Annotated in this window: 5 protein-coding genes; 1 reads left to right on the top strand and 4 read right to left on the bottom strand. The window is 73.2% G+C overall.

Annotated features, from left to right (window positions below):
* Window positions 1-28: 28 nt before the first annotated feature.
* Complete coding sequence (locus tag ACFZCD_RS10425; protein ID WP_391829396.1) at window positions 29-1,669, bottom strand: FAD-binding oxidoreductase; 1,641 nt, start codon at window positions 1,667-1,669, stop codon at window positions 29-31.
* 288 nt (window positions 1,670-1,957) lie between these two features.
* Here ACFZCD_RS10425 and ACFZCD_RS10420 point away from each other — a divergent pair, with 288 nt between their 5' ends.
* Window positions 1,958-3,754, top strand: coding sequence for a protein-arginine deiminase family protein (locus ACFZCD_RS10420; protein WP_391829395.1), 1,797 nt, complete (start codon window positions 1,958-1,960; stop codon window positions 3,752-3,754).
* Window positions 3,755-3,784: 30 nt separating this feature from the next.
* Here the strand turns inward: ACFZCD_RS10420 and ACFZCD_RS10415 are convergent, their stop codons facing one another.
* From ACFZCD_RS10415 to ACFZCD_RS10405, 3 genes are all read right to left on the bottom strand, one after another.
* Window positions 3,785-4,525, bottom strand: a complete 741-nt coding sequence (locus tag ACFZCD_RS10415; protein ID WP_391829394.1) for an HNH endonuclease family protein — start codon at window positions 4,523-4,525, stop codon at window positions 3,785-3,787.
* Window positions 4,526-4,724: 199 nt separating this feature from the next.
* Entirely contained in the window at window positions 4,725-9,029 is a 4,305-nt protein-coding gene (locus tag ACFZCD_RS10410; protein WP_391829393.1) for a hypothetical protein, read from the bottom strand.
* A 3-nt stretch (window positions 9,030-9,032) separates the two neighbouring features.
* Entirely contained in the window at window positions 9,033-12,761 is a 3,729-nt protein-coding gene (locus ACFZCD_RS10405; protein WP_391829392.1) for a hypothetical protein, read from the bottom strand.
* Window positions 12,762-12,910: the final 149 nt, after the last annotated feature.

Below are 12,910 nucleotides of genomic sequence, written 5' to 3'. Positions count from 1 at the left end.
CGAAACGCTGTTCCCGCGCCTGTGCCCGCTACCGGGGCAGGCGGACCGACAGGGCGTGGCGGAACTCGTCGCGGGGGTCCCAGCGCGCCTTCACCTGCTGGAGGCGCGGGTAGTGCTGCTTGTAGTAGAGCGTCTGCCACGGCGTGCCGGACGTGTTGAGGGCCGGGTCCGCGAGGTCGGTGTCGGGGTAGTTGATGAAGGAGCCGTCGCTGACGGCGCCGGGCACCGGTACGCCGCCGGTGTCCGCGTACACGGCACGGTAGAGGCCGCGCACCCAGGACAGGCTCCGCTCCTCGTCGCGCGGGTCGTCCCATCCCGTGAGGTAGACCGCCTTGAGGACGGAGTCCCGCTGCGCGACCGCAGTCGCGTCGGGAGCCACGGTGGCGACCTCCCCGCCGTAGGAGACGAGCCACACCGAACCGCTGATCCTGCCGCCCTCCGTGCCGCCCAAGTGGTCGTGGAGGGCATCCGCCTGCCGGTCCGTGAACCGTTTGCGCAGATAGCCGGCCTTGGCCTTGAAGAACGCGGGAGGGGTCTCCTGCACGTTCGCGGCGGCCTGCAGCCACGGCTGCTCCTCCCGGCTCCGGGTGGGCTTTGCCCGCACACCGCGGCCGACCGCGGCCACGTAGTCGTCCACCAGCCGCTCGGCGCGGGATCCGGTCGGGTCGAGCGTCCCGACCAGGTCGATGGTGCCGGACTTGCGGCCGTTGAGCATGAAGACGCTGAACAGGCCCGCGTAGGCGGAGCCGGGGGCGCTGTTGTGCTCGTACCAGCCCCCGTGGTTGCGCACCAGCCGGGTGAAGGAGGCCTTGTCGAGGTCCTTCCAGGACCACGAAGCGCTGAAGGTGAGCGCGGACGAGGGGGCGCGGGGCAGCAGCCGTGCGGGATCGGAGCCCTCGGCTCCGGGAGAGCGGAACCAGTAGCGGGTGACGATGCCGAAGTTGCCGCCCCCGCCGCCGGTGTGCGCCCACCACAGGTCGCGGTGGGGATCGTCCGCCTCCCGTGTGGCCACCACGGCCGAAGCCTCGCCCCGCTTGTTCACCACCACGACCTCGACGGCGTACAGGTGGTCCACGGCCAGGCCGTACCGGCGGGACAAGGCGCCGTAACCGCCTCCGAGGACGTGCCCGCCCACGCCGACCTCCGCGGTGGCGCCCGCCGGGATGACCACTCCCCAGCCGAGGAAAAGTCTCCGGTACGCCTCGCCGAGCGAGGCACCGGGCTCGACGGCGAACGCCCGCCGGCCGGCGTCGTAGTAGACGGCGGTCATGGGAGACACGTCGATGAGGACGCGGACGGCGGAGTCGTCGACGAAGTTCTCGAAGCAGTGCCCGCCGCTGCGGACGGCGATGCGCCTGCCCTCGCGCACGGCTTGCTGCACGGCATCGACGACCTGCTCCGTCGACCCGGCCACGCGGACGTAGTCCGGCGTGCCGGCGAAGCGCGCGTTGCATCCGCGGTGCGTCAGTGACCGGTAGCGCAGATCATCCGGGCCGGCAGTGACGGGACCCAGCGGCGGCGGGACGGCTTCTGCCGCCGTCCGTGCGCCTGCTGCCGCGACCGTCGCGGCCGCCGCAGGGGTCGCGAGGCCGGGTGCTCCCAGCCCCGCGGCCGTTCCGCCGAGCGCAGCCGCGCCCGCCAGTACCCCACGCCGTGTCACTTCTGCCATGGACCGCTCCTGCTCTCACGCGCACGGATGTCTGCTGCCGAAGGTGAACTCCTCCTTCCACAGTCGGGCCCGATGAGCGACGGGACATCGTCCGCGAAGACCAGCTGGGCCTCCGCCCGGAGAAGGACGGAAGAACAGCGGCTCCGTCCGGGAGAACGATGCCGGGGCGGGATGCGATCTCCACCTGTGAGTGGAGGAGCCTCCACCCCGGGGTGCATCGAAGGATTCAACCCGGGCTCCACCCGGTGGCCGATGCGGCACGGCAGCCGGCGGCGTGACAGTAAAGGCATGAAAAGACCACTGCTCACCCGGACTTCGCTGGCCGGCGCGCTGGCCTGTACAGCGGTCGCCACTGCGCTGGTCGCCCCGGCCGGTGCCCGAGCTGCTGCCCCGCCCGCTGCTCTCTCCGCCCGTCCCGAACTGCGCATGCCCGAGGGCCCGGTCGTGCTGCCGAATCTCGACGACGACGCGCGCCGCTGCACCCTGCGCCCCGGTGACCTGGACCGGCTCGACGTGGCCGTGGACGAACGGCTGGCCGCGTGCAACGACGCCGCCGACGAGGTGGTGAACGGCGCCGACGACGCCAAGGACCTCACGCCGCTGAGCGTGCCGCCCCTGGCGGTGGGCGGGCAGGCCCGGGCCCGAGTCGCGCTGCCCGCCGCCCAGGGTCCGTACGCGCGCATCTTCGTCATCCGCGGCGGGAAGTACGTCTCGCTGGGGGCCGGCGGCCGGCTCGGCGCGGAGGAGCTGCGGCGCGGCGTGCGGCTGGCCGTGGAGGCCCGCGACATCGTCCGCGACCGCAAGCGGTGGGACGGCCGCATAGCGGTGACGCTGTCCGTGGAGGAGCACGGGGACACCCGTTCCGCCCGGGCGGAACTGCAGGTGGCCCCGGTGCTTCTCCAGCACGACCTGCAGCGCGCCCAGCACGTCTTCGCGGCGGCGCCGGGGCCCGGGGTGGGGCAGCCCGCCGAGGTCCCGGCCTCGTCCCGGCCCCCGGGGCAGTGGCAGGAGTTCGCGGACTCCCTGCGCAAGGCCGCGAAGGAGTCCGGCCTGCCCGAGGGCGAGCTGCGGTTCCAGCGCGGCACCTCGCAGTGGTGGCGTGACATCTGGCGCCAGGACATCGCCGAGCCCGGGTATGTCACCAGGCCGACGCCCCACGGCCCGCAGATCCTGCGCATCCTGCTGCGCTCCCCCAACTACTGGACGTCGCCCGACGGCCGTTCGGCCAGCCTGCGCCGCGCCGGCCGGCTGCTCTTCCGCGACCTGCGCGGACCCGGCGTGGGCGTGGTCCAGCAGTACACGCCCACCGCGCAGCGCGAGAAGAACGTCGACGAACTGCTGAACTTCACGGGCAACTTCGAGTCCCTCCCGCCGTACGCCGGCCACCCGCGGGGCCGGATCCTCTACGGCAGCAGCGCCGAGCGCCGCCCCGACCCGTCGTTCGTGGGCATGCTGAACGCCCAGGGGCAGCAGCCCCCGGTCGTGCTGGACACGTCCTGGCTGCTGGTCGGCCATGCCGACGAGACCGTCCACGTCGTCCGGGCGGACAACGCACGCGGCTGGACGCTGGCCGTGTCCGACCCCCGCAAAGCCGTGGAACTGCTCCAGCGGGCCCGGCGGGCGGGTGAGGGCGGCCGGCACCTCTTCGCCGGCACGGCCGCCGGTGACCGGCCGACCGTCGACCAGTTCCTGCGCTACGAGCAGCAGGCCGGTGACAATGCGGATGCCGCCCGCCACATCGACGGGCAGCTGGCGGTCCTGCTGCGGGAGACCGGGCTGAAGCCCCAGGAGATCGTGCGCCTGCCGGTGCTCTACGTCCGGGCCGATGCGGGCAAGGGCCTGCCGCGCCGCCACATCGCCTTCTCCCCCGCCCTGGCCAACGGTCTGTCCCTGACCGCCCGCGACTACGCCGCCCCCGCCCCGCACGGACCGCAGGTGGCCGGCCGTGATCTCTTCCGCGCAGAGACCGAGCGCGCCCTGGCCACCGGTGGCGTACGCGTCCACTGGGTGGAGAACTTCTCCTGGGCGCACCTCGGCGGTGGTGAAGTGCACTGCGCCACCAATGCCCTCCGGGAGGTCATATGACGGCCGGTGCCGCCGGCCGGCCGCGTGAGGTCACGAGGTACAGGTGTCCAGCATGGTGTTGAGCATCTTCTTCTCGTCCTCGGTGACGGTCAGCCCGTAGGTGGACTTCACGGAGGTCCAGGCCCGGCCGTAGACGCACCAGGCGGTCTTGGCCGGGGGCTGCCACTGGTCGGGGCTCTGGTCGCCCTTGCTGCGGTTCGACGCCGCCGAGACGGTCAGCACCTGCGGGTGGGTGAGGTCGTTGGCGAATGCCTTGCGCCGGTCGGTGGTCCACTGGTCCGCGCCCGAGCGCCAGGCGTTGGCCAGCGGCACGATGTGGTCGATGTCGACCTGGGAAGCGGCGGAGAAGGTCTTGCCGTCGTAGAGGCTCTGCCACGTGCCGGACACCGCGCGGCACTGGTCGTCGCGCTTCACGCCCCGGCCGTCGCGCTCCAGGGTCGTCTCGCGCGTGTCGCACTTGTTGCCCTGCTGGGCCCAGTGGGGGAACTTGTCGCGGCTGTAGCCGGTCATCGGGCGGGGCTTGGCGACCGTCAGCCCGGAGAGCTGCTTCCGCGCCTCGCCCGCCGACGGCAGGCCCGGCAGGACGTCACCGCCGCCGCTGCCCTTCCCGTTCCCCGGCGCCGGCCGGGAAGGGGACGCGGTCCGGGCGGGCGACTTGGAGCCGCCGGCGCCGCCCGCCTCGTCCGAGCCGCCCCCGCCGCAGCCCGCCAGTGCCAGGCCGGCCGCACACACCAGCGCCACGCCCGCACCGACCCGCAACTGATGCCCCATCACTACCGCACTCCCCCGCGCATCGCCGGAACGCCCGCTGCCAGGCTGCCCGTCAGACATTGCCGCAAACGGAACGAAAATGTCATTGATCAACTTATTCGGCAAATCCGGCACCCAGGGTGACCGTGCACTCACTCCCACCAAGGGCGGTTGCTGCCAAGGGTCTCACCCCACCGCCTACGGGCCGGCGGTCAGGCGTTCACTCCTCCAGGACGATGCGGCCCAGCAGCGTCACGGTCAGGCCGAAGTAGTCGGCGTGGACGAGCCGGCGCGCCACCGGGTGCTCGGCGCCGCCGGCCGTGAGGGTGCCGGTGGCCGTGGCCCGGTCGGTGAGGTAGGTCTCGTGTTCCTCGATCAGGAGGCGGTAGTCGGTGAGCAGGGCCGTGGCCGGCGGGGTCAGGTCGCCGGCCCACACGAACCCGGTGCCGCGCTCGGCGCAGGTCAGTTCCACGGCCGGTCCGGCGGCCGACCACTCCAGGTCGCCGGCGCCGCGGGCGCGTTTCTGCACCGTGGCGAGGACGCGGCGGCTCGCCGCCATCGCGGCCCGGCCCGTGCCCGCGAGTCGGCCGAGGGCGTTGGAGGCGGCCGGTCCGCTCAGTTCGAGGTGGATCCGGTTGCCGGGCGCCATGGCGGCGGTGACGGTCCGGTCGGGCAGCAGCTGGACGAAATCCGAGAGGGCGACCTTCGACAGGTGCAGCGGGTCGAGGGAGAAGGGCTGGTAGCGGGCGAGGGCGAAGCGCACGTACGGGAAGTAGGCGGGGCTGTCGGCCAGGTCGCCGAGGTCCACGTCGATGTCGCAGGACCAGAGCCCCAGCCTGCTGTCGAACGCGGGCGGGAAGAGCGCCAGCGGCACGCTCACGGGCGCGTCGCCCACGTTTTCGGCGAGCACGCCCTCGGCGGTCCGTGCGGCGTTCGGGAAGTTGCCCGGCCTCAGGCGGGGCAGGACGGCGTCGTCGGCCCATACGGGGTCGGTGCCGCAGCGGGTCACCAGTTCGGCCGGCAGGTGGCTGCCCGGGTCGAGGACGACGGCGAGGAGTTCGTCGTCGCCCGAGGAGAACCAGGGGCGTTTGAGGTAGACGCGGACCCCGGCGTGCCGGCGGGTCCGGGTGACCTGGTGGAGTGCGTGGTCGACGCTGCGCTGCCGGCCGAACGTCGGCACGAGGTGGCTGATCTCGGGCGGTTCGGGGCGGCGGCTGCTGGGCACGGGCCATCCGTTGCCGGAGGGGCCCGCGCTGCCCGGGCCCCGGCTGGTGATCAGCTCGGCCCGGTCGGTGATCGCCGGGTGGAAGTACTCCCGGAAGCGGGTGGTCGCGGTCGGGGTGTAGGTGACGTTGCGGTGCCGGGTGTCGCGGAACTCGTGGCGGATCTCGTGCCGGAAGCCGCCGAGCCGGATGTCGTTCTCGAAGGGCTCCAGTGTCGTCTCGGCGGCGTGGTCGTGCCCGGTGATCCGCCGGGGCTCCGGCTCGGTGACGTCGTCGTGCCACTCAGTCCACGTCGCGTCGAGGTCGATCCGCCCGGTGCTCCCGGCGTGCGTGCGGAGGGAACCGGAGATCCCGGCGGAGGTCCCCCCGGGCTCGCGGGCGAACGTCAGGTCCCCCAGCACCGGGGGCTCCAGCGGCCGTTCCACGGCGTGTACGAGGGTGACGTCCACCCATGGCGTGATCATCCAGTTCTCGCCGGCGGCGGCCGCGGCGGTGAGCTCGTCCTTCTTCTGCTGCGGCAGCCGTACGGGGTCGTTCCACAGCGCCGATCCGGTCAGGAGCCGCCAGACGCGGAAGAGGCCGAGGTCCGCGGCGTCGACCCGGCAGCTCATGCGGACGGTCGCGGTCCGGCCTTTGGGCAGGAAGACGGTGATGACGCCGTTGACCGGCGGGGACGGCGGGCCGTCGCCCTCCTCGATCCTCAGCCGCAGGGGCCGCGCCTGCGGCCAGGGCCCGGTGAAGTCGTACGTCTCGTTGGGCCGCGCGCCCGGCAGCCCGCGCAGCGAGACGCCGCGCGCGAGGACGTCGGGCAGGTAGGGCAGGAGCAGCTGATCGGCGGTGTGGATGACATACTCGCCCTGCCGGAGGCCGCTGCCGCGCGCCACGGGGAGCTCGGTGGGCGGCGATGTGTCGTGCGGGTTGTGCTTGACGACGTGGATGGCGTGGCCGGCCTTCAGGTCGCGGCTGAGGTGCGGGTTCTCGGCGAGGCGGACCACGGTGTCGAGGTAGGTGCCGTCCTCGCGGGAGGCGGCGGCGAAGTACTCGGCGCGGACGGAGTCCGGTTTGCCGGGGCCGAAGACGCCGTCGTACTGCCCGTGCTGTTCGGCCATGAGCAGCGAGGACTTGGGCGGGCTGAGGTGCCGTTCGTCGAAGGAGCGGTAGCGCCGGTCGGGGCCGTCGAGGGGGTCCCCCCGGCCGTGGTCGGGCACTTCGCCGTTCCTTCGCGTCGCCCACTCCAGCGGGGACATGGGTGCCCCGTGCTCGTCGACGGTGCTGCGGATCACCAGGCGCGGCTCGGACTCGCCTTCCAGGAAGGGCCACTTCGGCACGATCGCAGGGGGCGGGACGGGTTCCCACCGGGCGTAGGTGACGGGATCGGTCGCGGTGCCTTCGACGGCCGGGGCGCCGGGTGCGAGGCTGTTGCCGGCGAGGTCGGTCAGGCGGGCGCGCAGCCGGTAGGTGCGGCCGTAGCGCAGCGCGGGCAGGCTGCCCGGGGCCGGCCGGAACCTGGCGGCCAGCGGGAAGCGGTCCGAGACCTCGGGGTCGGGCACCTGGGGCTGGTTGTCGGCGCCGATCGTCCGGCCGGGCGGTGGCGCGGCCAGGCTCCAGCCGTGCCAGCCGAACAGGGCCTGGTGGACGAAGAGCTGGTTGGCGCCGGTCTTGTCGCCGGTCACGGCGGTGGCTTTGACGTGGCCCTCGTCGGGTCCCGCCGCGAGGGGGACGGGGGGCTTGCCGGGCGGCCTGACGGCGTAGTCACCGGTGCGGGCGCAGAGCGGGAACCAGGCGGTGACGCGGCCGGTCGTGGCATCGACGACGCCGACGTCGACGCGGTAGCCGCGCACGAGGTGGGCTGCGTCGAGGACCGCCGCCTCGACCGGGCGGCCGTCGGGGCCGACTCCGGCCGTGTGGCGGGCGTCGGCCTCCATCTGGTCGGCGAGCGAGGCGTCACGGCCCTCGTAGAGGACGGTGAGGCCGGCGCCGTGCAGGGCCGGCAGCGCGGTGGGCTCGCCGGACGTGGCGTGGCCCGGCTCGCCCGTGCCGGTCAGCACCTGGTCGACGATGCGGGAGAACTCCACGTACTTCATCGCGGCGCCGTCCACGTCGAGGTCGAGGGTGTGCACCTCGTCGGCGCCCAGCCGGAGCATCCGGTGGCCGTAAAGCCCGTCGTCGGCCGCGTACGCCTCGAAGCGCCGGCCTTCGGCGTACCGCAGCGCCGTCCAGGGGCGCAGGCCCGGGTCGGTGTTGAGCTGCCCCTGGGCGGCGGTGAAGGAGACCCGGGCCTGCCACTGGTCGGCCAGCCCGGGCGGGGGTGTGACCAGGAGGTCGAGGGCCAGGCCGAAGCGGCGCAGGAGTTCGGGGTAGTCGGCGAGGAGGGCGCAGGCCGCGTGGAAGTCGAGATCGGGCGGGGCGGGCGGTGGCGGAGGGGGCGGCTCGGCGGAGGTTTGCTCGTCCTGCCGGGCCGGTGGTACGGCGGGCCGTGCGGGGGTGGCGCGGTCGTAGAAGCGGTACATCTCGGCGAGGCCGAGCAGCGCGTGGTCGTTCTTGTAGTCCGGCCGGGTGCGGTCGATGTGGAGCGGCCTGTACGGGTTCGCGTCCGTTACGGCGTGCGGGCTCGCGTCCTGGCCCGCGTGCGGGTTCGTGTCCCGGGCGGCGTGCGGGCCGCCGTCGCCGGTGGTTCCGCCGCCCGGCGTCCCGTGGATCAGCCGGTCGAGCCGGGCGTAGCTGCCGGCCACGTCGCGCGAGAAGGCGCGGATGGTTCCGGTGAGGTTGGTGCCGAGGTCCTGCGTCCGGGGGTGGTCCCAGCTGCCCGGGGTCTCGGCGGCCGGTGCGGCCGAGGCCCCGGCGGCGCCGAGTTGCGGTTCGGAGCCGGTGCCCGGGAAGGCCCGGCGGTGGGCCGTGGCGGTCACCGCCGCTTCGTACAGCGCGCTGATCTGCTCGTGGACGGCCCTGCTGGGGAAGGAGCGCAGGGTGGGCGGCCCGGCGGGGGCGACGGCGAGGGCTCCGGCCGGCGGGCTCACCTTCGTCTCGGGGCCGAACAGCTGCGGCCACAGGGCGCTGTCGGCCGGCGGGAAGCGGCCGGTCTGCGGCTGCGTGGGCACGGTCACGGAGCCGCCGGGGCCCTTGAACTCCACTTGGAGGGCGGCCGCGTAGTCGCGCAGGGTCTTCGGCCAGTCCTTGAAGCCCGGGAAGGACTTGAGGGTGTCGCCTCCGGTCAGGCGCGGGCTGACCAGGACGGTCAGCCGGAGCTTCCCGTCGGCCGCCGGTCCGTCGGGCAGTACGGTCCACCGGATCGTCTCGGGCATGGCTCAGCTCACTTCCGCGAAGGCGGTGCAGTACTCGGCGACGGGGTCGCGCCGGACGCCGGTGACCGGGTCGGGGTAGGGCGCCATCATTTCGGCGAAGGTGACCGGCCGGCCGGCGCCGGCCTCCGGCCCCGTCGCCCCGTCCGCGGCGGCCGGGCCGCTCAGCGGGGTCAGGGAGTTTCCCGAGCCCACGAAGCGCTTCTCGCACTCGATCGTGACCGACTGCGACCAGAAGCCGATGTGGATGCTGACGGAGATGCGGGCCCGCCCGGAGACCGTGTTCGGCAGCTCGAAGGTGAGCTCGAGGCAGATTTCGATCGAGAGGGAGACGATGCCGAGGATGTCGACCTCGCCCCGGGCCCGGAAGTAGCCCGTCAGCCGGGACTCGCCCGAACCGGGCTCCAGGCGGTAGTAGATGCCCGCCATCACCGACAGGCTGCCGCTGGCCACCCCGAAGTTCATCGACAGGGCGGCGCCGAATTCCAGGGATCCTTCCAGTACGGCCACCCGCTGGGGCGTCAGCACGATGCCGAAGAAGCCTCCGCCGCCGAGGAGGGAGACGGTGAGCCGGAAGGGGGCCTGGCGGGTGCAGAAGAAGAAGCCGATCTCCACCGAGCGGCCGATGAAGGGCAGGTCGAGGTAGGCGCCCAGGCGCAGGTTCTCCAGGCTGAACACGCCGATGGCGAGGTTGGGCAGCGGCAGGGCGTAGCGGGCGGTGATGCCCGAGGGGGTGACCTCGATGCCCGGCGGGTCGCTGAAGCCGTCGACGGGGATGAGCCGGCGGAGGGTCTGGACGAAGGAGAGGGGCCCGGTGAAGTCGACGCTCCCGAGGACGACGTCGATGTCGGGTTTCCGGCCGGCGCGCATGCTGAAGCGGACGTGCCGGAAGGCCAGTTTCAGGACCTGGAACGGCGGGGGGATCAGCAGGAGGCTGAACTTCTCCAGGCTGCACGTGATGTCCGCGCCGGCGGTCAGGTCGGAGCGCAGCGATCCGCGCACGTCGACGACGATCGAGAAGCGGCCGTCGGGTTCCGGTACGAAGACGGGGTCGTCCGCCGGGAACTGCTGGATCCCCGGGTTCCACTCCAGCCGGGCGTTGACGGTCTCGGGGAGCCTGGCGCCCAGGGCCGCCCTCTCCACGGCGTCGCGGAGGGCGAGGGCCTGTCCGGCGGCGGTGGTCCAGGTCGCGACCTGCTGCCGGACGCGGATCAGCAGGGCCCGTACGCCGGGGTCGGCGTCGGCCGGCAGGGCGGCGAGGAGGTCGGTCAGGGCGGCGGCGAAGGCGTTGAAGGCGTTGTCGACGTCCTGCATCGAGGTGGTGGGGGGCGTGGTGCGTCCCGGGAGCCGCTGCTCGATGAAGTCGCCGACGGTCCTGACGAACGTCTCCGCGGTGTCGGTGACGCGGCGCGCGGCGGCCGGGTAGCGGTCGATCTCGTGGGTGATCAGCTCACGGACGCGCCGCAGGTCGGAGAGGAAGCCGGTGACCGCGGTGATGGTCTCGGTGAAGAAGTTCGGCACCTTCAGGGGCTTGTCCAGGCCGTCGACCAGCCTGATCACCTTCGCGAGCGGGATCAGGCCGAGCAGGTTGGGGCCGATCTGATCCAGGACGTCCAGCGGACGGAAGAACTTGTCCGGCTGGAAGGTGCCGTTCGCGATGAGCTCCAGCGGATCCGTGTGGAGGGCGTCCGCGACGCCGGAGACGGGTCCCGTCAGGCGCGACAGTCCCGCTACGGCGATGCTGGGTGCCGAGAGCCCGCCCGCACGGTCGCTCTGCCGCTGGAAGTCCATCGCGAGCGGATTGCCGGCGGGCGTGAGCAGGCTGAGGAAGACCTGGCCCTTGTTGGGCAGGCGGACGGGATCGGCGGCCTGCGCGAAGCCGGAGAGGGCGTAGCGCTTGGCGTAGGCCACGGGCACGGTGGTGTCCGCGCCTGTGAGTGCTTTGACCGCGGGCACGGTGGCGTAGGCCCACCGGAGCTGCGGGACGAACCGGGCGTTCTTCGACCGGGCCGGATCGGCCGGGCCGGGGTCGGCGAGGGCGGGCGGCGCCGCCATGCCCCACACCATCTGCGCCACGTCGAGGCTGGTGTCGCCGGGGCGTTCCGTGGGTGCGAGCGCCACGGTCTGCCCGAGCAGGTCGGCGCCGGTGAGGGTGGGGACCTCGACGGCCGCGGCAGCGGTGGCGGCCGTCGGCGGGCTGTGGTCCAGGTCGTTGTACTCGCCCACGGCGCGGGCGAGTTCGGTGCCGGACGCCTTGGCCTCGTCGAGGAATCGCAGCGGGGTGCGGAATTCGACGATCCGGCCGCTGTGGTCCACCGCGGTGACCTTGAACCGGAACGGGTCTTCGGACGGTGTCCTGGGGAAGAACTTCTGCCGCTCGCCGGGCAGCGGCGGGATGAGGTCCGGCGTCACCACCGTGTCGATGCGCACGCTCCGGAACGGGAACAGCACATTGGTCAGATCGCCGGCCGGATCGGCACTGGCCGGCAGCGGAATCGTGGGGTCGTACGTGCGCAGGGGCTCGCGGACCACGACGAATTCCCGCTGGATCAGATAGGCGGCGCGCGGGTCGGCGAATTTGCGCTCGGTGACGGTGACGAGGACCGCCTTGTGCCCGAACGGGCACAGGAATCCCTCCCGCATCACCCGGACGTAGTGGTCGCGCCCCATCGTCGTGCGGTTGCGCCATTCCGAGAGCGAAATGCCCACGGGGCGTTCGGGCCAGGTCCCGAGGCTGTCCAGCCAGCCGCCGACGGCCGAGAGCATCAGGACGGCCACGTCGACGGGCTTGGGGACGTAGGGCTGTCCGCCGGGCCTGATGAGGGCCGCGTTGGCGGTGAGGTCGACGATGTCTTGCCGGTCCTCCGGCAGGAGCGCCTGCCGGAAGGGCGGAGGTTCGGCGGGGCCGGGCCCCCGGCCGCCCTCCCTGTCCCACACGGCGCGCACCTTGGTGCCGTCCAGGCGCGTGTGCCACAGCTCGACGCGCTCGCCCGGGCCGGGCTCGGCGACCGCCCCGCGGTGGATCCAGCGGCCGTTCTGGGAGGGCGAGAGGTAGAGGCGGTAGGGCAGTTCGATGCCGGTGGCGGGGTGGTCGGGGTCGGCGAGGGGATCCTGGGGGCCTGCGACTGCTGCCGTGTCGGCGGGGGTGGGAGTGCCGGGTCCGGGCTCGGACGTCTCGATCACCGCCCCCGCCGCGGCAGCGGCTTCGAGGGTGGGCCGGAGTCCGTAGCGCGCGGCGAGTTCCGCGGTCGTGCGCAGCAGGCGTACGAGGGCCAAGGCCCTGGCCGTGGAGTCGTGACCGCCGGCGCCTTCGTCCTCGCCGTCACCGTCGCCGGTCGGAGCCCCGGCGGGCCTGACGGTCACGGCCAGGGGACGGCCGGTTTCGCGGGCCGCGTCGACGACGCGCAGCGGCAGCCGGCCCATGGCACCGAGCAGCCCGTCCTCGGTGTAGTCGACGGAGTCCTGCGGTCCGACTTCGAAGACCAGCACGCTCCGGCCGCTGATGCGGGAGTCGACCGGCAGATCCCGGGGTTCACCCGGCGCTTGATCGCTGAAAGCGTGCTCCACCACGTGCTGCGGGCCGAGCGTGACGACGAGCAGACCGTCCCGCTGCGGATCCGCGCGGACCAGCCGCCGCCTCCCCGCCGTCTCGTCGAGCCGCAACCCGGGAAAGCCGAAGGAAAGATCCATCAGATCGGCGCTGCGCAGAATGCGGATCGCTGCGGGTGTGCTCATCTCGCCCCCTGGTGCGGTACGCCGGGCGGGCGCTCGCGAAGGCGGGCGTTTGCGGCTCCCGGGGAGCCGCGGTTACCGAGCGGGTACCACCAGTCACCTACCCCGGACAGCGCATTGCGCATTACGCCGAACGGGTTCCCTTTCCAACC

The sequence above is a fragment of the Streptomyces sp. NPDC008001 genome, from assembly GCF_042958085.1.
In the GTDB taxonomy this organism is placed as follows: Bacteria; Actinomycetota; Actinomycetes; order Streptomycetales; family Streptomycetaceae; genus Streptomyces.
This window is presented reverse-complemented; position numbering and strand designations above follow the sequence as displayed.

Coding starts and splice junctions, on each gene's coding strand:
- ACFZCD_RS10425 (WP_391829396.1), bottom strand. CDS start 1,669: ATGGCAGAAGTGACACGGCGTGGGGTACTGGCGGGCGCGGCTGCGCTC.
- ACFZCD_RS10420 (WP_391829395.1), top strand. CDS start 1,958: ATGAAAAGACCACTGCTCACCCGGACTTCGCTGGCCGGCGCGCTGGCC.
- ACFZCD_RS10415 (WP_391829394.1), bottom strand. CDS start 4,525: ATGGGGCATCAGTTGCGGGTCGGTGCGGGCGTGGCGCTGGTGTGTGCG.
- ACFZCD_RS10410 (WP_391829393.1), bottom strand. CDS start 9,029: ATGCCCGAGACGATCCGGTGGACCGTACTGCCCGACGGACCGGCGGCC.
- ACFZCD_RS10405 (WP_391829392.1), bottom strand. CDS start 12,761: ATGAGCACACCCGCAGCGATCCGCATTCTGCGCAGCGCCGATCTGATG.